This is a genomic window from Nonomuraea rhodomycinica, from assembly GCF_013363995.1.
In the GTDB taxonomy this organism is placed as follows: domain Bacteria; phylum Actinomycetota; class Actinomycetes; order Streptosporangiales; family Streptosporangiaceae; genus Nonomuraea; species Nonomuraea rhodomycinica.
In genome coordinates this window covers 276,223-294,273 of sequence record NZ_JABWGO010000008.1, presented here as the reverse complement: position 1 = coordinate 294,273, position 18,051 = coordinate 276,223, and the positions used below count along the sequence as shown (strand labels likewise).

Genomic DNA, 18,051 nt, shown 5'->3' with positions numbered 1-18,051 from the left:
CCCTACGTGACGGCACGGCCGATGCCGGAACCTAGCCGCCATGGATGTCCTCGATCTCTCGCGCTGGCAGTTCGGCATCACGACCGTCTACCACTTCCTGTTCGTGCCGCTCACGATCGGCCTGTCGGTGGTCGTGGCCGGGCTTCAGACGGCGTGGTACCGCACCGGCAGGCAGGAGTACCTGCGGCTGACGCGGTTCTGGGGGCGGCTGTTCCTCATCAACTTCGCGATGGGCGTGGTGACCGGCATCGTGCAGGAGTTCCAGTTCGGCATGAACTGGAGCGCCTACTCCAGGTTCGTGGGCGACGTGTTCGGCGCGCCCCTGGCGATGGAGGGCCTGGTGGCCTTCTTCCTGGAGTCCACGTTCCTCGGGCTGTGGATCTTCGGCTGGGACCGGCTGCCGAAGCGGGTCCACCTGGCCACGATCTGGCTGGCCGCCATCGGCACCACCCTGTCCGCCTACTTCATCCTGGCCGCGAACTCCTGGATGCAGCATCCCGTGGGCTACCGGATCCACGACGGCCGGGCGGAGCTGACCGACATCTGGGCGGTGCTGACCAACTCCACCACGCTGGCCACGTTCCCCCACGTCCTGTTCGGGGCGTTCCTGACCGCGGGCGCGTTCGTCCTCGGCATCAGCGCGTGGTTCCTGCTGCGCGGGCGGGACGTGGACCTCTTCCGCCGCTCGGCCCGCCTCGCGCTGGTCGTCAGCCTGGCGGCCGGGATCGGCGTGGCCCTCTCCGGGCACTGGCAGGCGCAGATCATGACCCGGCAGCAGCCGATGAAGATGGCCGCCGCCGAGGCGCTGTGGGAGGACGAGACGTCGGCCGGCTTCTCGCTGTTCGCGGTCGGCGACGTCGAGAACGGCCGCAACCACGTCAACCTGCAGATCCCCTACGGTCTGAGCCTGCTGTCGACGAACACGCTCGACGGCAAGGTGGAGGGCATCAACGACATCCAGGCCCGCTACCAGGCCCTCTACGGCCCCGGCGACTACCGGCCGGTGGTCGGCCTGGCGTACTGGTCCTTCCGGCTGATGATCGGGTTCGGGGCGCTGTCGGCGCTGCTCGCGCTGGCCGGGCTCTGGCTGACCCGGCGCGGCCGGGTCCCGGCGGGCCGCTGGGCCCACCGCGCGGCCATCGCCGGCATCGGCCTGCCGTTCCTGGCGAACTCGCTCGGCTGGATCTTCACCGAGATGGGGCGCCAGCCGTGGACCGTCTTCGGCGTCATGCGGACCGCCGCGGCCGTCTCGCCCGGCGCGGACGTCGCGTCGGTGGCCGTCACCCTGGTCGGGTTCACCCTCGTCTACGCCGTGCTGGCGGTCATCGAGGTGCGGCTGCTGCTGAAGTTCATCCGCATCGGCCCGCACGAGCCCGAGGCCGAGGCCGAGGCCGCCACCCCGGCCCTGGCCTACTGAACGCCCCCCGAACACCCGCCTGAACGCCGCGCAAGAGCTTGTGAGGACACGCCGTCATGGAACTCACCACCGTCTGGTTCACGCTCATCGCCGTCCTGTGGACCGGCTACTTCGTCCTGGAGGGCTTCGACTTCGGCGTCGGCGTCCTGCTGCCCTTCCTGGCCCGCGGCGAGGCCGACCGGCGCGCCGCCGTGGGCACGATCGGCCCCGTGTGGGACGGCAACGAGGTGTGGCTGCTGGTGGCGGGCGGCGCGACGTTCGCCGCCTTCCCCGAGTGGTACGCCACCCTGTTCAGCGGCTTCTACCTGCCGCTCTTCCTCATCCTGCTGGCGCTGATCGCCCGCGGCGTGGCCCTGGAGTACCGCAGCAAGAGCGACGGCACGCGCGGCTGGGACCGGGCCTTCTTCTGGGGGTCGCTCGTCCCGGCGCTGCTGTGGGGCGTGGCCTTCGCCAACATCGTGCGCGGGGTCCCGCTCGACGCCCGCCACGAGTTCACCGGCACGCTGCTGACCCTGCTCAACCCGGTCGCGCTGCTCGGCGGCGCTGCCACCCTGCTGCTGTTCACGCTGCACGGCGCGGTGTTCCTGGCCCTGCGCACCACCGGCGAGCTGCGCGGGCGGGCCGTCCGGGCGGCCCGCGTGCTCGCCCCGGCGGCCCTGGTCGTGGTGGCGGCGTTCCTGCTGGTCATCCGCTCCGGTCCGCTGTCCTGGGCCGCGGTCGCGGTGGCCGTCGCCGGCCTGCTCGGCACCGTGGCCGCCACGGCGGCCGGCCGCGACGGCTGGGCGTTCGCCGCCAGCGCCGCCGGCATCGCGGCGTTCACCGCCACCCTGTTCACGAGCCTGTGGCCGGACGTCATGCCCGCCCTCGACCCGGCCAACAGCCTGACCGTGGCCAACGCGGCCTCCTCGCCGTACACGCTCACGGTGATGACCTGGGTCGCCGCCGTCTGCACGCCGGTCGTGCTCGCCTACCAGGCGTGGACGTACTGGGTGTTCCGCCGCCGCCTCACGGGCGAGCCGTCGCACGCGGCCCTGCACTGACCTGCCCGCGCGTCCGCGAAGGTCCCGGCGGCGGGGGCGCAGGGCCCCCCGTCACGGGACCTTCGGCCCTGCCCGCGGCATGGCGCCCGTGATGGTCTGGTCTCATCACCTCTGGGAGGTATCGCCATGATCACCCGTACGGCAGAGCACAGGGAACGCGCCATCCAGGGCGCGCTCGAAGCGGCGCGCTGGGCGCCGTCCGTGCACAACACCCAGCCGTGGAGCTTCGCCGTCTCCGGCGAGGAGATCAGCCTGCGCGCCGACGTGGACCGCAAGCTGCGCCTGGGCGACCCCTCCGGCCGCGAGCTGCTCATCAGCTGCGGCGCCGCCCTGTTCACGATCCGTACGGCGCTGCGCTGCGAGGGCATCGAGCCCGTCGTGCGCGTGCTGCCGGACCCGGACCGGCCCTCGCTCGTCGCCACGATCACGCTGGGCGAGCCCGCCGAGCCCGACGAGAAAGTGCGCGCGATGGGCCGGCAGATCGAGCGGCGGCGCACCCACCGGGCCGGGTTCACCGACCTGCCGGTGCCCGAGCGGCTCATGGACGCCCTGGTGCGCGAGGCCCGGATCGAGGGTGCCCGGCTGACGCCGGTCCGCGCACCGGTCGCGGTGGCGATGCTCGCCGCGCTCACGCAGGCCGCGCAGGGCGCGCAGTCCCAGGACCGCGTGCTCACCCTGGAGGTCATCCGCTGGGCCCGGCCGCCGGGCAGCTCCCGCCGCGACGGCGTGCCCGCCGAGGGCTACCCGCGCACCGCGCCGCCCACGGACCCCGACTTCCCGCAGCGCGACTACGCCTGGCGCCACGAGTGGGGCAGCCAGGCCGACCTCAGCCGCTCGGCGTCCGTGGGGGAGGTGGCGTTGCTGACCACGACCGGCGACACCCGCGAGCAGTGGATCGCGGCCGGCCAGGCGCTCCAGCGGAGCCTGCTGCACGCCTGCGCGCACGGCGTCAGCGCCGCCTTCCACACCCAGGCGCTGGAGATGTACCACCTGCGGGAGTTCCTGCGTCACGAGCTGTGCTCGGACGAGTACCCGCAGATGATCATGCGGCTGGGCATCACGTTCGACGACAAGGAGAGCGTCCGCCGGTCGCTGGCCGAGATGCTGCAGTGACATGCGGACCCCGGCGGGTGGGGGTGCGAAACTGGTCGTATGACGCAAGGGGAGCACCGCCCGCTGATGCCCAACATGCGCCTGGACGAGCTTCTGGCGGAGCTCCAGGTCCGGCTGAACGCCGTTCTGGCCACCCGTGACCGGGTCCACACGCTGCTGGAGGCGGTCGTCTCGGTCGGCAGCGACCTCGATCTGGAGACCGTGCTGCGGCGCATCGTCCAGACGGCCACCAACCTGGTCGACGCCAGCTACGGCGCCCTCGGGGTGATCGGCCAGGAGAGCACGCTGCTGCAGTTCATCCCCGTCGGCCTGACGGAGGAGGAGATCGCCAGGATCGAGCACTGGCCCCACGGCCTCGGCCTGCTGGGGCTGCTCATCAAGGACGCCCGGCCGCTGCGGCTCGGCCGTATCTCCGACCATCCCGAGTCGTACGGGTTCCCGCCTGGCCATCCGCCGATGGGCACGTTCCTCGGCGTGCCGGTGCGGGTCCGCGACGAGGTGTTCGGCAACCTCTACCTGACCGAGAAGCGCGGCGGGGGAGAGTTCGACGAGGAGGACGAGGCCATCGTCATCGCGCTGGCCACCGCCGCCGGCGTCGCCATCGAGAACGCCCGCCTGTACGAGGAGACGCGGCGGCGCGAGACCTGGCTGGAGGCGTCCTCCGACGTCACCACCCGCCTGCTGTCCGGGGCCGACCCGCGCGAGGTGCTGGCCCTGATGGCCGCCCGGGCCCGCCAGATGACGGACGCCGATCTGGTGCAGGTCCTGCTGCCGGGCGAGGATGGAGCGCTGCGGGCCCAGGTGGTCGAGGGTGACCTGTCGCCCGAGGCGGCCGGCCTGGCCTACGAGCTGACCGGTTCGGCCGCGGGCGAGGTGTTCACCAGCGGCCAGGCGCTCAGCGCGGGCGACCTGCTCGACTCCGAGTCGCCGCTGCGCGTGCTCGGCTACGGCCCCGAGCTGCTGATGCCGCTCGGCGCGGGCCAGACCGTACGCGGGGTGCTGGCCCTGGCCAAGCGGTCCGGGCGGCTGCCGTTCAGCGGCTCGGAGCTGCGCATGCTGGAGGCGTTCGGCGGCCAGGCGGCGATCGCGCTGGAGCTGGCCGAGGCGCGCCGCGACGCCGAGCGGCTCACGCTGCTGGAGGACCGTGACCGCATCGCCAAGGACCTGCACGACGTGGTCATCCAGCGCCTGTTCGCCATCGCCATGACGCTCATGAGCACCGTGCGCCTCGTGGAGCGTCCCGAGGCGTCCGGCCGGCTCCAGCACGCCATCGACGAGCTGGACGAGACGATCCGGCAGATCCGCTCCACCATCTTCGCCCTGCAGAACGTGCCCGACGTGGCCGCGCCGAGCCTGCGCGCCCGCGTGGTCGACCTGGTGGAGTCGGCGCGCGGCCACCTCGGGTTCATGCCCGGCCTGCGCATGGAGGGCCAGCTCGACCACCGCGTGCCCGAGGAGCTGGCCGAGCAGCTGCTGGCCGTGCTGCGCGAGGCGCTGTCCAACGTGGTGCGCCACGCCAAGGCGTCGCGGGCCGAGGTGTCGGTCGAGGTCGTGGGCGATCGCCTCACGCTCACCGTGCGCGACAACGGGGTCGGCCTCGCCCAGGACGGGCGGCGCAGCGGCCTGCGCAACATGGCGGAGCGCGCCGCCGCGCTCGGCGGCGACTTCGAGATCGGCTCCCCGGAGGACGGGGGCACCCGGCTGTGCTGGAGCGTCCCCGTGTGACCCGCGGCCCGGCAGCGGCTCCGTCGAGGGTGGACCGCCGGCCTCGGCGGCGGCTCACTCGCGGGTGATCTCCCGGCCCGTCACCTGCTCCATGTCCACCACGATGTAGTGGTTGCGCTCGCCCGGCGCCCAGGCGGCCGGCGGCAGCTCCGACAGCCGGGCGATCTCGTCCGGGTCCCGCACGGCGCGGGCGCGGCCCACGGCGGTCACCGACCAGCCGGTCCGCCGCTCCACGTCGAAATCGTCGGCCTCGAACGCCACCACGGCGTGCCGGGTGGCCGCGGCCAGCTTCGAGCCCGGACTGGTGCGGATCACCACGCTGTCGCCGTCGAGGCGGAAGGTCACCGGCTGCACGGCGGGAAGGGCGCGGTCGGTGAACACGATCCGCCCGATCGGCGCGCGCGACAGCAGGCGCAGGCACTCCTCGCGGGTGAGCACCCGCAGTCCGGACGAGTCCAAGGTGTGCATGTCTCCAGGATCGGCGGCCCGGGCCGCCCGCGCTCAGGGCCGAAGGTCCCCTTGTCGCCGCCGTTCGGCGCCGGACACCGCTGAACGCCCCGATCGTCCTGTTCCCGCCTGTTCGGGAGGCCGTCAGTCGCGCTTGTCGGCGCGCAGGCGGGCGGCCAGCGCGGCGGCCTGCGTGCGGCGCTGCATGTTGAGCTTGGCCAGCAGGTTGGACACGTAGTTCTTGACCGTCTTCTCGGCGAGGAACAGCCGCTCGCCGATCTGCCGGTTCGTCAGGCCCTCGCCGATGAGGTCCAGGATGTGGCGCTCCTGGTCGGACAGGGCGGCCAGCGGGTCCTGGCGGGTGGCCTGGTCGCGCAGCCGCTGGAGCATCGCCGCCGTGGTCTGCGGGTCGAGCAGCGACTGCCCCGAGGCCACCGTGCGCACGGCGCCGACCAGGTCGGAGCCGTGGATCTGCTTGAGCACGTAGCCGGACGCCCCGGCCATGACCGCGTCGAACAGCGCGTCGTCGTCCGCGTACGAGGTGAGCATGAGGCAGGCCAGCCCGGGCAGCCGGGAGCGGGCCTCCCGGCACACGTCCACCCCGCTGCCGTCGGGCAGGCGCACGTCCAGGACCGCCACGTCCGGCTTGAGCGCGGGGATGCGGGCGACCGCCGACTCGGCGGTGCCGGCCTCGCCGATCACCTCGATGTCGTCTTCGGAGTCCAGCAGGGCGGCCACGCCCCGCCGCACCACCTCATGATCATCGACGAGGAACACACGAATCATGGCTCCGACGCTAACCGGAGGTCCGGACCTTTCGGAAGGGCCGAAGGTCCCGGAAGCCGCGCGTCTCGGAGCGGAGCCGGGCCGCGGGTGCCGGCGGCGCGAGCGGGGAAGGACTCGCAGGGGGGCTGACGGGGGCCAACGGGGGAGGACGTCGATGATCGTGGCCGGTGTGGACGGGTCGCGGGCCGGGCTGGAGGCCGCCGGGTGGGCGGCGGCCGAGGCGGCCCTGCGCGCGGCGCCGCTGAGACTCGTGCACGCCCTGCCGTCCTGGGCGTGCGAGCCCGCCGGCGGCCGGTACGCCGAGGTGGCGCGCTGGATGCGCGAGGGCGGGCGGACCGTGCTGGCCGCGGCCGAGGAGCGGGTGCGGCGCGAGCGGCCGCAGGTCGCCGTCGAGGCCGCGCTGCTGCCCGGCGACCCCCGGGCCGCCCTGGTGAAGGCCGCGGCCGGCGCGGACCTGCTGGTCATCGGCGGGCACGGCCTCGGCGGCGTGCGCGGCATGCTCGTGGGGTCGGTGGCCTACGGCGTGGCCGGGCACGCGCCGTGCGACGTGGTCGTGGTGCGCGAGGCGGCGGCGCCGGCGCGCGGCGAGGTGGTGGCCGGCGTGGACGGCTCGCCGTCGTCCGGCCGCGTGCTCGGCTTCGCCTTCGCCGAGGCGCGGCTGCGCGGGGCGGCCCTGCGGGCCGTGCACGCGTGGGCCTGGCCGAGGATCGGCGGCTTCCCGCCGGCCGACCCGGAGCGCGAGGGCGACGAGCTGGCCGCGCTGAAGGCGGCCCTGGCCGGCCCGAGGGAGCGCCACCCGGACGTGCCGGTGGTCGAGGAGGTCGTCCACGGGCATCCGGTGGCCGTGCTCCTGCAGGCCGCGAAAGGGGCGGACCTGCTGGTCGTGGGCTCCCACGGGCACGGGACGTTCGCCGGCATGCTGCTCGGCTCCGTCAGCCAGGCCATGCTGCACCACGCGCCCTGCCCGCTCGCCGTGGTCCGCGGCGGAGCGTGACCCCGGCCCGCGGCCCGGAGCCGTTCGCGCGTTCCGGTGATCCGGAAAGGCGATCCTTCCAGCGGTGATCGGGAAAGGCGATCTTCCCCGCGGCGGACCGGAGTAGGATGGCGGCGGACCCGACCCGTACGGCGTTCGGATCGAAGGAGGCGCCCCCGTGAGCGAGCTGGAGCGAGTGCCGCCGGGTGTGGACCCCCGCGTCCCGAGCGTCGCCCGGGTCTACGACTACCTCCTTGGCGGCAAGGACCACCTCGCGGTCGACCGCGCCTTCGCCGACAAGCTGCTCGCCGTCGCCCCCGAGACGCGGCTCGTCGCCCGGGCCAACCGGCTCTTCCTCGTCCGCGCCGTACGCCACCTGGCCCGGCGGGGGGTGCGCCAGTTCCTCGACCTCGGCACCGGCATCCCGACCTCGCCCAGCGTCCACGAGGTGGCCCGCACGGTCGCGCCCGACAGCCGGGTCGTCTACGTCGACTACGACCCCGTCGTACGCCTCCACAGCGAGGTGCTGCTGGCCAGCTCGCCCGGCGTCGAGGCCGTCCAGGCCGACCTGCGCGAGCCCGGCGTCATCCTCGGCGACCCGCGGGTCACCCGCCTGATCGACTTCTCGCAGCCCGTCGGCGTGCTCATGGTCGGCATCCTGCACTTCGTCCTCGACAGCGAGGACCCCGCCGGCATCGTGGCGGACTTCCGCAAGTGGATGGCGCCCGGCAGCCACCTCGTGCTCACCCACGCCATGGCCGACAGCTCACCCGAGGCGATCGCCCAGCTCAGCACCGCGACGGCCGGCACGTCGGCGCAGTCGGTGTTCCGCACCCGCGAGCAGGTGCTGCGGCTGACCGAGGGGTTCGAGCTCGTCGGGCCGGGCCTCGCGCCGGTCCACGAGTGGCGGATGCCGGGCGACGAGGAGGACGAGCCGCCCATCCCGCTGCTGGAGGGCGTGCCGGCGGTCCGCATCGACGCCGCCGTGGGCCGCCTGATCACCCCGGCCGAGCCCGGCCGCCGCTGAGCGGCCGGACCGGTCAGGGGGCCGGGGTCAGCGGTCGAGGCGCAGGCTGCCCACCGGGTGCGGCCCCTCGGTCTCCAGCCGGTACTCGTGGCCGGACTTGTCGGCGTTCTCCTGGACGACGGCCTCGGACGGCGCCTTCTCGCCGCCCATGAGCGCCTCCTGCATCTTCTCGAACCGCTCGTGGGCGTCCTGGACGTAGCCGGTGCCGAGCGTGGTGTAGTCGATCTGCGTGGCGATCAGCTCACGCAGGTACTCCTTGTTCGGCTCGAAGGTGACCGGAGCGGGCAGCGCGGGCGCCACCACCTCCTCGGGATCGCGGCCGTCGTGCCTCTTGAACAGCTCGGCGGCCAGCCGCAGGTGCTCCAGCTCCATGTTGAGGTGGAGCTCCCAGATGTTCCTCACCTTCGGGTCCGACTCGGTCTGCATGAACGAGTGGTACAGGTAGCACTCGTTGTACTCGTGGTTGAGCAGCATCTCCCACCAGCTCTCGCCCGGGTCGACCAGCGACTCGTAGTGGGTGACGTGCTCCTCCTCGATCAGCCCGATCTCCTGGTAGAGCTGCCGGGCGATCGGCTCCATGTAGGTGGGGCCGACGTTCATGTAGAAGTTCATGGTCTGCTGCTCGGCGGCCATGATGGTCAGCGCGTGCAGCTTCGAGACGGGCTGGGCCGAGATCCTGTCGTACGGCTCGCGGACGTTGTCGACCGGGTCGCGGTGGTGCAGGTACGTCGGGCGGCCCGGCATGACCTCGGTGAGCTGGTCGACGATCTTCTCGGCCCTGCGGTGCTCGATCATCTCGTACAGGTTGGCGTACCGGTAGAGGTGGTCGAAGTCCTCCAGCACGCCGAACTGGTAGGCCTGCTTGAGGTACGGGTCGGGCTCCATCCGCGCCACCCACGCGGTCAGGTCCACCGCCACCTGCTCGTACGCGAGCGTGGTCTCCAGCACCGAGGCCAGGCCGGGCAGCAGCCAGTTGACCGCCTTCTGCTGCTGGGCCTCGATGTAGCGCACCCGGGCGAGCTGCTGCTTGAGCTCCAGGTCGGGGCAGTGCCGGGCGAGCTGGTGGCTGAACAGGATCGCCTCCACCTCGATGCCGTTCATCGCGATGATCCTGCACCGGGTGTAGGGATCGGAGTGGTCCGGGTCGATCGGGGTGACGTTCAGCTCGCGCCAGTTGCGGAGCTGCTTGTCCAAGGGGATGCCGCGCTCCCGCAGCGGGTCGAAGGTCATGTGGCCGCGCTCCCTCGCTGTCGGCTCCGTGAACCAGCCGCCCTACCCGGAGCCGTGGGGGGCAATCGCCGGGCCGCGAGTGAAGCGGGCCACGCAGGGTAGCCGGACGGTGAGGAAGCGCCACACCCTTGTCGAGGGAGGCTCTCGATGGACACCCCGAGAACCAGAGCGGACCGCACACCCGTCCAGACCGCCGCGCTCATCGTCGGAGCGGTGTTCCTGCTCGTGGGCGTGCTCGGCTTCATCCCGGGCATCACCACCCACTACGGCGCCATCGCCTTCGCCGGCCCCGACTCCGGCGCGTTGCTGATCGGCGTGTTCCAGGTGTCGATCCTGCACAACATCGTCCACCTGCTGTTCGGCATCGCCGGCATCGTGCTCTCCCGCACCTTCAGCGGGGCACGCGGGTTCCTGATCGGCGGCGGGGTCATCTACCTGCTGCTGTGGATCTACGGGCTGATCATCAGCAAGGCCAGCGCCGCCAACTTCGTGCCGTTGAACACGGCCGACGACTGGCTGCACTTCCTTCTCGGCGTCGTGATGATCGCGCTCGGCTTCCTGCTGGCGCGCCGTCCGGCTCTCACCAAGTAGGCCTGTCCCGAGCGGGCCCGTCCCCGCGGGGGCGCAGCGGCTCAGGCCGGCGGCGCAGCGACCGTACGCTGTGCGCGGCGCGCCGCAGTCTGCGCCCCGCGTACGGCACGCCGCCGCCCAGCGCGGCGCCCACCGCCAGCCAGGCGCACGTGGCCCGCTCCAGCACCCACACCGGGGCGAACAGCGACGCGGTCCACGGGAACACCCGGCGGCCGCCCGCCCTGCGCCGGCCCGCCTCCGCCAGGCCCACCGCCAGCCCGGCGGCCATGGCCAGCGTGCCGAACCGGCGCCGCGCCAGCCCGGCCGCCACCGCGGGCAGCACGGACAGGAACAGCGCCAGCCGCGCGGGCTGGGCCAGGTCGTCGTAGGCCTGGCGGACGCGCTGGGACCAGAACCGGGACACGTCCGGGGGCAGCCGGCGCACGTACAGGCCGGGGGCGTGGTACTCGACGCCGCCCCGGGCGCGGACGGTGCGGATCAGCTCCAGGTTCTCGAACAGCACATCGCCGTCGTAACCACCCATCTCCCAGAAGAAGGAGCGCCGGACCCCGAACGTCCCCGGGTAGTCGGCGCCCAGGGCCCGGTTCAGCAGCGTGCGCGCGGTGTCCCAGCGGGCGTGCCAGGGGAGCGGGTCGAAGTGGTTCTGCGGCCGGACCAGGTCGGCCCCGGCCAGCAGGGCGTCCATCCCGGCCAGCGCGGCGGGCTCGTAGCGGACGTCGTCGTCGGCGATCACCACGTGCTGGGCGCGGGCCAGCCGCAGGCCCGTCGTCACGCCGTTCACCTTGCCGTTGGCGAACCGGAGCCCGGAGTCCGGGCGCACGTGCGTCACCAGCCCGCGCCAGCGCTCGGCGTGCCGGTCGAACAGCTCGTCCCGGCTGCCGTCCACGACGATCACCCGCGCGTGCCGCGACAGCTCGCGCAGGTACGCGGTCAGCTCCTCCAGGCCCGCGTCGTCGTCCCAGCGCAGGGGCAGCACGTAGTCGAGGGGCGTCGCGCTGGCCTCGCCCGGGCTGCGGGTCTCGCGGGGCGTACGGGCGAGGCGGGTCATGCTCCTCATGCGGTGCTCGCCACCGCGCTCTCCGGGCCGGCCGTCCCCGCGCTCTGTGCGCGGGCCGTCCTCGGGCGCGCCTCGGCGGCGTCCGGGCGTGACCCGTCCGCCCCGGGCGGCTCCAGGGAGGACGTCCCGCGCCGCCAGCACCCCAGCACGTGCTCGGCCCACAGCCGCTCCACCTCCAGGGCGCACGCCGCCCCGTACAGGATGTCGCCCGCCAGCGCCGGGTCCTGCGCGGCCAGGCCCGCGCACAGGTCGTGCGCGGCGATCTGCTCGTGGACGGCGTCGGCCTGCACGTGCTCGTCGAAGAAGCGGGCCGTCGTCGCGTCGCCGCCGAGCCGCCGCAGGCCTTCGGCGTAGTGCCGGTTCGGCAGCGAGGACGTCATCTCCAGCGCCGCGAGGTGCCCGGCCGCCGCGCCCCGCAGCCTCCGGTGCAGCCCGAACAGCGACATCACGTTGGACACCGCCAGCGTGATGCCGGGAACCCGGTCCAGGTAGGCGCCGTAGGAGTCGTCCAGGCCGAGGCCCCGCATGGTGGCGCGGAACAGCTCCGCGTGCATCCGCTCCGTCCGGCCGCCGCCGTACTCGTCGGACTGGATCTCCACCAGCGCCGCCTTCGGGCCGCCGCGCAGCCGGGGGATCGCCCACGTGTGCGGGTCGGCCTCCTTGAGGTGGTACACCGAGCGGTGCGCCACGAACTCGCGGAACTGCGCCAGATCGGCGTGGCGCCGCAGGAACGCCGCCGTGGACGGCCCCGCGCCGGGCGCGGTCATCGCGGCCAGCGCCGCCCGCACCTCGCCGGGAGGAACGGCCGGCGGCCGGGGCACCGCCCGCGCCAGGGCCCGCTCGAAGCGCCGTTCGAGGACGGCCCGCAAGGCCAGCAGCGACGGCTCCCACTCCCAGCGCGGATCGACGCCGTCGAAGCCCTGGTAGTGCAGCTCGTAGCAGGCGAACAGGGCGAGCTGGAGATCCCCGTCGCCCAGCTCGGAGGGCGCCGGGGCGGACCCGTCCGCGAGCCGCCCCGGCGCCGGGGCGGACCCGTCCACGAGCAGCCCGCCTCCGCCGTCCGCCCACGGCTCGGCGGGCGGGGCGGTGGCGAGGCGGGCGAACAGGGCCGCGGTGACGGGCCCGCGGGGACGCGGCAGGCGCATCACGTCTCCCCGGTCAGCCGGTAGACCGACACGTGCGCCCGGCTGTCGTCGCCGAACGGCGCGCCCTCCCAGTCGGCCCAGCGCGACTCCAGCGTCATGCCGGCCAGCCGGCCCATCAGGTCCAGCTCGGCGGGCCAGGCGTAGCGGTGGTTGGCGGGCAGCAGCCGCAGCCCCTCGTCGGTCATGCGGACGCGGGTCGTGTACATCATCTGCGTGGCGGGCGCCAGGCGGGCGGCCTCGGCGGTGACGGCCTCCTCCGACAGGGACAGCAGCCGCAGCGCCGGCCCGCGGGCGAAACCGCTCAGATCCGGCACCCACGCCTCCACGACGAACCGGCCGCCCGGCTCCAGATGCGCGGCCGCGTTGCGGAAGCACCCCACCTGGGCGTCCTGGGACGGCAGCGCGAAGATCGTGTTCGTGGTCAGGGCCACCAGGGCGAAGCGGCCCTCGACCCTGGTGACCGAGAAGTCGCCGACGGCCACCGGGATGCGGTCGCCGCCCGGTTTCCGCCGCAGCTCCGCGACCATCTCCGGCGAGCCGTCCACTCCCGCCACGGTCAGCCCCCGGGCCGCCAGGGGCAGTGCGAGGCGCCCCGTCCCGATCCCGAACTCCAGCACGGGACCGCCACCGGCGAGCCGGAACAGCCGCTCGACGGTCGCCTCGGTCGGCAGGTCCCGGGCGGTGGCGTCATAGATGTCGGCGATGCTCCGCCCGTAGGCGGAGGCGTCGAATGCTGCCGCCATGAGACCCCCGTTCCCTCATGTTTCCGCAGGTGAAGTGCTGCCCGCGCGGTTCCGGGGCAAACTCGGCCGGCCCGGGGCGGGAGGACGGCCCGCATGGAAGACGGCACGTATGGAAGACGGCACGCACGGAAGACGGGACGCCCCGCGACGGAGTGCCGTCGCGGGGCGTCCTTCGGGGTGGGGGCGGTCAGCGCGCCGCGAAGTCCTGGGTCCAGTAGATCTGGCCCTTGGAGTTCTTGGCCGCGCCGACACCGATGAGGGTGTACTTGCAGTTCATGATGTTGGCCTTGTGCCCGGAGCTGTTCATCCAGGCCTCGACCACGGAGGCCGGGCTCGGCTGGCCCATGGCGATGTTCTCGGCCCAGCCCGTGCCGCCGGTGAAGCCGGCGCCGCGGATGCGGTCCATGAAGCTGCGGCCGTCCTTGGAGGTGTGGCTGAAGTAGTTCTGCGCCGCCATGTCGGCCGAGTGGTCGTAGGCGGCCTTGTGCAGCTGCGGGTCGTGCTTGAGCGGCTGGCAGCCGCCCTTGGCCCGTTCGGCGTTGGTCAGCCGGACGACCTCGTTCTCCTCCGTGCTGCCGACCGTGCCGGACGTCGAGGTGGAGGTGGGGGTCGGCTTCGTGGTCGGCGTGCGGGTCGGCGTCGCGGTCACCGTGCGGCTCGGCGACGGGGAGGCCGTGGGCGTCGGCCTCGGGGACGAGGTGCGGGTCCCGCTCGGGGACGGGGAAGCCGTCGGCGTCCCGGTCGCGGTCGCCGTCGCCGTCGCGGTGGCCGTGGGGATGGAGCTCGAGGTTGGCGACGGGGACGGCGTCCCGGTGGGGGAGCAGGTCAGCTTGACGGGCTTGGACTTGCCGCTGTTGCCGCGGTAGTCGGTGGCTGTCGCGTAGTAGGTGCCCGGCGCGCACGCCATGGCGACCGTCACGCGGTTGACGCGGCCGCGCGCCGCGGCGCTCTTGACGACCGGGTCGTCGCCCGGCACGGCGCGCAGGATGCGGACGCGGACCAGCCCGGGACGGGCGCAGTCCTCCCGTACGGCGGACGCCTGGATCCGGCCGGCGGTGCTGAGGGTGGGCTCGTTCACGGTCAGCCGGCACGCGGCCAGGGACACCGACTCGGCGTGAGCGGTGGCCATGGGCGCGGAGAGCGCCGCGACGCTGACGAGGCCGGCGAGTACCCCTAGGGGTCTACGCATATGGGGTTTCCCTCCAGTTTTGCGGTAAGGCTGGATGGACTCCGCATTCTGTCGAGATCTGACACCCCTGTCATGAAATTCCGGATATTGGGGTGACCAGAAGAGATCAGCGAGGCGCGAGGGGCGGTCCACGGCGCGGACCGGAGCGGCCTACGATGTGATCGTGACCAGCAGCCCCCGGCGTGAGGCGCGCGCGGCCGCCCGTGGCGGGGCCGTCCCCAGCATCCGCGACGTCGCCGCCGCCGCGGGCGTGTCCCACCAGACCGTCTCGCGCGTCCTCAACGACTCGCCCCGGGTGAGCTCAGCGACCCGCGCCGCGGTGCTCGCCGCCATCGACCGGCTCGGCTTCCGCCCCAACCGCGCCGCGCGCGCCCTCGGCCTCGGCCGCGCCCACGGCGTGACCGTCGTCATGTCCGACACCATGCTGTACGGCTACGCCTCGACGCTCCAGGGCATCGAGGAGGCGGCCCGGGTGGAGGGCATGGCCGTGGGGGTGCGCGTCGTCGAGTCCGACGGGCCGGGCGACGTCAAGCAGACCGTCGACTACGTCAGCGACCCCAGCGCGGGAGCCGTGGTGGTCATCGCGTTCGACCCGTCGGGCGCGGCGGTGCTGGAGGCGCTGCCCCCGCACGTGCCCGCGGTCGCCGCGACCGAACCGGCCGCCCCCGACACGGGCCGGGTCGCCATCGCCCTCGACGAGCGCGGCGCCGCCGCCGACGCCACCCGGCACCTGCTCGGGCTCGGTCACCGCACCGTCCATCACGTGGCGATCCCCTCCGAGGGCCGCTCCGGCGGGCGCCACGCCGGCTGGCACGACGCGCTGCGCCAGGCGGGCGCCCCGGTGCCCGAGGTGATCGACTGCGGCTGGGACGTCGCGGGCGCCTACGAGGCCGGCCGGCGCCTGCTGGCCGGCGACCCGGAGGTGACGGCCGTGCTGTGCGGCAACGACGACATCGCGCAGGGCGTGCGCCGGGCCCTGTACGACGCGGGCAGGGACGTGCCGGGGGACGTGAGCATCGTCGGCTTCGACGACATCCCGGGCTCCGCGTACTGGACGCCGGCGCTGACGACGGTGCGGATGGACTTCGCGGGCCTGGGCAAGGCGTGCTTCCGGGCGGCGGTGGCCGAACTCCTGGGCCGGCCGCAGCCCACCCTCACCCTGACCCCGCCCCGCCTGATCATCCGCGAGTCCACCGCCCCTCCCCGCTGACCCTCCCACCCCGCCGCCGCGCCGTCCTCGTCGGTGCCTTCCTCTGCACCTGCGTCCATCGACATGGGCCGGTAACAATCCGGCAAAGGAGGGTTCCTCTGGGTGCGTGTTACCGCTCACACTTACGCCAACGGGATGCATGTGACCGGTCACATAGGCCGTACCTGAGGAGATGTGCCCATGCCCGCTGACGTGATCCAGACCTTGCGCTGGGGCCATGACGCCCTGACGGCGGTGGTGGAGATCCACCCCGACCGGCCCGTGGCGCTGCGGACGCTGGCCGCGCCTGGCGGCGGGGCGGCGGGCGGGGACGGAGCGCCGGCGCAGCCCCTGGTGGAGGTGCTGGTCCCCGGAGAGGGTCGCCGGCGGGCGTCGCAGCGGCTCTCGGAGACCGCCGTGGGCTGCCGGTTGCGGTACGCCGGGGCCGAGCAGTCGCGGGAGGGCGGCCGGCACGTGCTGCGGATCGCCCTGCGTGACGACCGCACCGGCCTGGCCGCCGAGCTGACGCTCCGCTCGTACGAGGGCGTGTCCGCCTGCCAGGCCCGGGTCCGCGTGACGAACCAGGGGACGGCGCCGGTGCTGCTGCTGGGCGTCAGCTCGTTCGCGGCGGGCTTCCCGGGCCGCCACGCCGGCGACCTCGACGTCCTGTACGCCGACAGCGAGTGGCTGGGGGAGGGCCGCTGGACCCGGCGGCCGCTCGGCGAGCTGGTCCCGGATCTCGGGCTGGACGGTCACGGGCAGCACGGCCGGGGCGCGTTCGCGCTGACCAGCTCGGGCACCTGGTCGAGCGGCCGGCACGTGCCGATGGGCGGGCTGGTGGACCGGCGCACGGGCGAGGCGTGGGTGTGGCAGATCGAGCACAACGGCGCGTGGCGCTGGGAGCTGGGCGCCCGCCGGGACGGCGTGTACGTCGCCGCGAGCGGCCCCACCGACCTCGACCACCAGTGGAGCCAGACGCTGGCCCCCGGCGAGTCGTTCACCACGGTCCCCGTCTCCGTGGCCGTCTCCCCGCGCGCCGACGGTCTCGAAGGCGCCGTCGCCGCGCTCACCGCGCACCGCCGCGCGCTGCGCCGCCCGCACCCCGACCGCGACACCCTGCCGGTCGTCTTCAACGACTACATGAACACCCTCATGGGTGACCCCACCACCGCCAAGCTGCTGCCGCTGATCGAGGCCGCCGCCTCCGCCGGGGCCGAGGTGTTCTGCGTGGACGCCGGTTGGTACGACGAGGACGGCGACTGGTGGGACAGCGTCGGCGCCTGGCGGCCGTCCAGGACCCGCTTCCCCGGCGGGATCGAGGAGGTCCTCGGGCACATCAGGGCCCACGGCATGACCCCCGGCCTGTGGCTGGAGCCCGAGGTGATCGGCGTGCGCAGCCCGATGGCCGACGAGCTGCCCAAGGAGGCGTTCCTCCAGCGCGGCGGCGAGCGGGTCGTCGAGCACGGCCGCTACCACCTGGACCTGCGCCACCCCGCCGCCGTCGAGCACCTCGACCAGGTGGTGGACCGGCTGGTGGGGGAGCTGGGCGTCGGCTACGTCAAGCTCGACTACAACATCAACCCGGGGGCGGGCACCGACGTGGACGCCACCAGCGCCGGCGCGGGCCTGCTCGCCCACAACCGGGCCCACCTGGCCTGGCTCGACGGCGTCCTCGACCGGCATCCGGCACTGGTGCTGGAGAACTGCGCCTCGGGCGCGATGCGGATGGACTTCGCGATGCTGTCGCGGCTCAACCTCCAGTCCACCAGCGACCAGCAGGACTTCCTCCGCTACCCGCCGATCGCCGTGGCCGCGCCGCTCGCCATGCCGCCGGAGCAGGCCGCCAACTGGGCCTACCCGCAGCCGGAGATGACCGACGAGGAGGTCGCGTTCACGATGTGCACCGGCGTCCTCGGCCGGCTCTACCTGTCGGGCAACCTGCACGCCATGAGCCCGGAGCGGTTCGCCCTGGTCCGCGACGGGGTGCGGCTGCACCGGGCGCTGCGGCCGGACGTGGCGTCGTCGGCGCCGTGCTGGCCGCTCGGGCTGCCCCGCTGGGACGACCCGTGGTGCGCGCTCGGCCTGCGCGCCGGCGCGGTCACCCACGTGGGCGTGTGGCGACGTCCCGGCGCGGAGGAGAGGGTGGTCCTGTCGTTCCCGCACCTCGCCGGCTGGGACGTCCGGGTACGGGTGGCCTATCCCCGGCAGGCGCCCGGCTGGGAGCACTCCTGGAACCCGGCGACCGGTGAGCTGACCGTGACCACGACCGTCGCCGCCCCCACCGCCCGCGTCATCGAGCTCCGCGAGCTCCGTCCCGAGTAAAACCCCATCTGCCCCCCCATGGGATTGTCCGGCACGATGGTGCCGGACACGGACAAA

Annotated in this window: 16 protein-coding genes; 9 read left to right on the top strand and 7 right to left on the bottom strand. The window is 73.8% G+C overall.

The window, feature by feature from the left end:
• Positions 1–40 precede the first annotated feature (40 nt).
• The 4 genes from HT134_RS29470 to HT134_RS29455 all read left to right on the top strand — a co-directional run bounded on the left by HT134_RS29470 (position 41) and on the right by HT134_RS29455 (position 5,295).
• On the top strand, positions 41–1,417 hold the full coding sequence (locus HT134_RS29470) for a cytochrome ubiquinol oxidase subunit I (protein WP_175603709.1): 1,377 nt from the start codon (positions 41–43) through the stop codon (positions 1,415–1,417).
• Positions 1,418–1,473: 56 nt separating this feature from the next.
• Positions 1,474–2,457 (top strand): cytochrome d ubiquinol oxidase subunit II, encoded by a 984-nt coding sequence (gene cydB, locus HT134_RS29465; protein ID WP_175603708.1) that lies wholly within the window; start codon positions 1,474–1,476, stop codon positions 2,455–2,457.
• A 126-nt stretch (positions 2,458–2,583) separates the two neighbouring features.
• Entirely contained in the window at positions 2,584–3,570 is a 987-nt protein-coding gene (locus HT134_RS29460; RefSeq protein WP_175603707.1) for an Acg family FMN-binding oxidoreductase, read from the top strand.
• A 39-nt stretch (positions 3,571–3,609) separates the two neighbouring features.
• A complete protein-coding gene (locus HT134_RS29455) occupies positions 3,610–5,295 on the top strand; it encodes a sensor histidine kinase (protein WP_175603706.1) in 1,686 nt (561 codons plus the stop codon).
• Between the two features lie 54 nt (positions 5,296–5,349).
• On the opposite strand, the gene HT134_RS29450 is transcribed toward HT134_RS29455, so the two are convergent.
• Both HT134_RS29450 and HT134_RS29445 read right to left on the bottom strand, forming a co-directional pair.
• Positions 5,350–5,763, bottom strand: a complete 414-nt coding sequence (locus HT134_RS29450; RefSeq protein WP_175603705.1) for a pyridoxamine 5'-phosphate oxidase family protein — start codon at positions 5,761–5,763, stop codon at positions 5,350–5,352.
• A gap of 123 nt (positions 5,764–5,886) precedes the next feature.
• Positions 5,887–6,528, bottom strand: coding sequence for a response regulator transcription factor (locus tag HT134_RS29445; protein ID WP_175603704.1), 642 nt, complete (start codon positions 6,526–6,528; stop codon positions 5,887–5,889).
• 154 nt (positions 6,529–6,682) lie between these two features.
• On the opposite strand from HT134_RS29445, the gene HT134_RS29440 reads away from it, so the two are divergent.
• Both HT134_RS29440 and HT134_RS29435 read left to right on the top strand, forming a co-directional pair.
• Positions 6,683–7,522: a universal stress protein gene (locus HT134_RS29440; protein ID WP_175603703.1), complete on the top strand. Its 840-nt coding sequence runs from the start codon at positions 6,683–6,685 to the stop codon at positions 7,520–7,522.
• A 157-nt stretch (positions 7,523–7,679) separates the two neighbouring features.
• Complete coding sequence (locus HT134_RS29435) at positions 7,680–8,528, top strand: SAM-dependent methyltransferase (protein WP_175603702.1); 849 nt, start codon at positions 7,680–7,682, stop codon at positions 8,526–8,528.
• A 27-nt stretch (positions 8,529–8,555) separates the two neighbouring features.
• Here HT134_RS29435 and HT134_RS29430 read toward each other — a convergent pair whose 3' ends face one another.
• Positions 8,556–9,758 (bottom strand): hypothetical protein, encoded by a 1,203-nt coding sequence (locus HT134_RS29430; protein ID WP_175603701.1) that lies wholly within the window; start codon positions 9,756–9,758, stop codon positions 8,556–8,558.
• A gap of 147 nt (positions 9,759–9,905) precedes the next feature.
• On the opposite strand from HT134_RS29430, the gene HT134_RS29425 reads away from it, so the two are divergent.
• Positions 9,906–10,349 carry a DUF4383 domain-containing protein gene (locus tag HT134_RS29425; RefSeq protein WP_175603700.1) on the top strand — a complete coding sequence of 148 codons (444 nt, stop codon included), beginning with the start codon at positions 9,906–9,908 and terminating at the stop codon, positions 10,347–10,349.
• Here HT134_RS29425 and HT134_RS29420 read toward each other — a convergent pair.
• The 4 genes from HT134_RS29420 to HT134_RS29405 form a co-directional block, all read right to left on the bottom strand.
• Positions 10,339–11,397, bottom strand: coding sequence for a glycosyltransferase family 2 protein (locus HT134_RS29420; protein ID WP_175603832.1), 1,059 nt, complete (start codon positions 11,395–11,397; stop codon positions 10,339–10,341). The genes HT134_RS29425 and HT134_RS29420 overlap by 11 nt on opposite strands.
• 5 nt (positions 11,398–11,402) lie before the next feature.
• Complete coding sequence (locus HT134_RS29415) at positions 11,403–12,551, bottom strand: iron-containing redox enzyme family protein (protein ID WP_175603699.1); 1,149 nt, start codon at positions 12,549–12,551, stop codon at positions 11,403–11,405.
• Entirely contained in the window at positions 12,551–13,294 is a 744-nt protein-coding gene (locus HT134_RS29410) for a class I SAM-dependent DNA methyltransferase (protein ID WP_175603698.1), read from the bottom strand. Before HT134_RS29410 ends, HT134_RS29415 begins: the two co-directional genes overlap by 1 nt.
• A gap of 187 nt (positions 13,295–13,481) precedes the next feature.
• Positions 13,482–14,483: a CAP domain-containing protein gene (locus HT134_RS29405; protein ID WP_217708519.1), complete on the bottom strand. Its 1,002-nt coding sequence runs from the start codon at positions 14,481–14,483 to the stop codon at positions 13,482–13,484.
• Positions 14,484–14,646: 163 nt separating this feature from the next.
• Between HT134_RS29405 and HT134_RS29400 the strand changes: the two genes are divergently transcribed.
• Entirely contained in the window at positions 14,647–15,693 is a 1,047-nt protein-coding gene (locus HT134_RS29400; protein WP_175603697.1) for a LacI family DNA-binding transcriptional regulator, read from the top strand.
• A 180-nt stretch (positions 15,694–15,873) separates the two neighbouring features.
• On the top strand, positions 15,874–17,994 hold the full coding sequence (locus HT134_RS29395) for an alpha-galactosidase (RefSeq protein WP_175603696.1): 2,121 nt from the start codon (positions 15,874–15,876) through the stop codon (positions 17,992–17,994).
• Positions 17,995–18,051 lie beyond the last annotated feature (57 nt).

Bases quoted from the DNA above. Each gene is read 5' to 3' on its own strand.
- HT134_RS29405 (WP_217708519.1), bottom strand. From the start codon at position 14,483: ATGCGTAGACCCCTAGGGGTACTCGCCGGCCTCGTCAGCGTCGCGGCG.
- HT134_RS29410 (WP_175603698.1), bottom strand. From the start codon at position 13,294: ATGGCGGCAGCATTCGACGCCTCCGCCTACGGGCGGAGCATCGCCGAC.
- HT134_RS29445 (WP_175603704.1), bottom strand. From the start codon at position 6,528: ATGATTCGTGTGTTCCTCGTCGATGATCATGAGGTGGTGCGGCGGGGC.
- HT134_RS29415 (WP_175603699.1), bottom strand. From the start codon at position 12,551: ATGCGCCTGCCGCGTCCCCGCGGGCCCGTCACCGCGGCCCTGTTCGCC.
- HT134_RS29425 (WP_175603700.1), top strand. From the start codon at position 9,906: ATGGACACCCCGAGAACCAGAGCGGACCGCACACCCGTCCAGACCGCC.
- HT134_RS29395 (WP_175603696.1), top strand. From the start codon at position 15,874: ATGCCCGCTGACGTGATCCAGACCTTGCGCTGGGGCCATGACGCCCTG.
- HT134_RS29430 (WP_175603701.1), bottom strand. From the start codon at position 9,758: ATGACCTTCGACCCGCTGCGGGAGCGCGGCATCCCCTTGGACAAGCAG.
- HT134_RS29455 (WP_175603706.1), top strand. From the start codon at position 3,610: ATGACGCAAGGGGAGCACCGCCCGCTGATGCCCAACATGCGCCTGGAC.
- HT134_RS29450 (WP_175603705.1), bottom strand. From the start codon at position 5,763: ATGCACACCTTGGACTCGTCCGGACTGCGGGTGCTCACCCGCGAGGAG.
- HT134_RS29470 (WP_175603709.1), top strand. From the start codon at position 41: ATGGATGTCCTCGATCTCTCGCGCTGGCAGTTCGGCATCACGACCGTC.
- HT134_RS29420 (WP_175603832.1), bottom strand. From the start codon at position 11,397: ATGACCCGCCTCGCCCGTACGCCCCGCGAGACCCGCAGCCCGGGCGAG.
- HT134_RS29460 (WP_175603707.1), top strand. From the start codon at position 2,584: ATGATCACCCGTACGGCAGAGCACAGGGAACGCGCCATCCAGGGCGCG.
- HT134_RS29440 (WP_175603703.1), top strand. From the start codon at position 6,683: ATGATCGTGGCCGGTGTGGACGGGTCGCGGGCCGGGCTGGAGGCCGCC.
- cydB (WP_175603708.1), top strand. From the start codon at position 1,474: ATGGAACTCACCACCGTCTGGTTCACGCTCATCGCCGTCCTGTGGACC.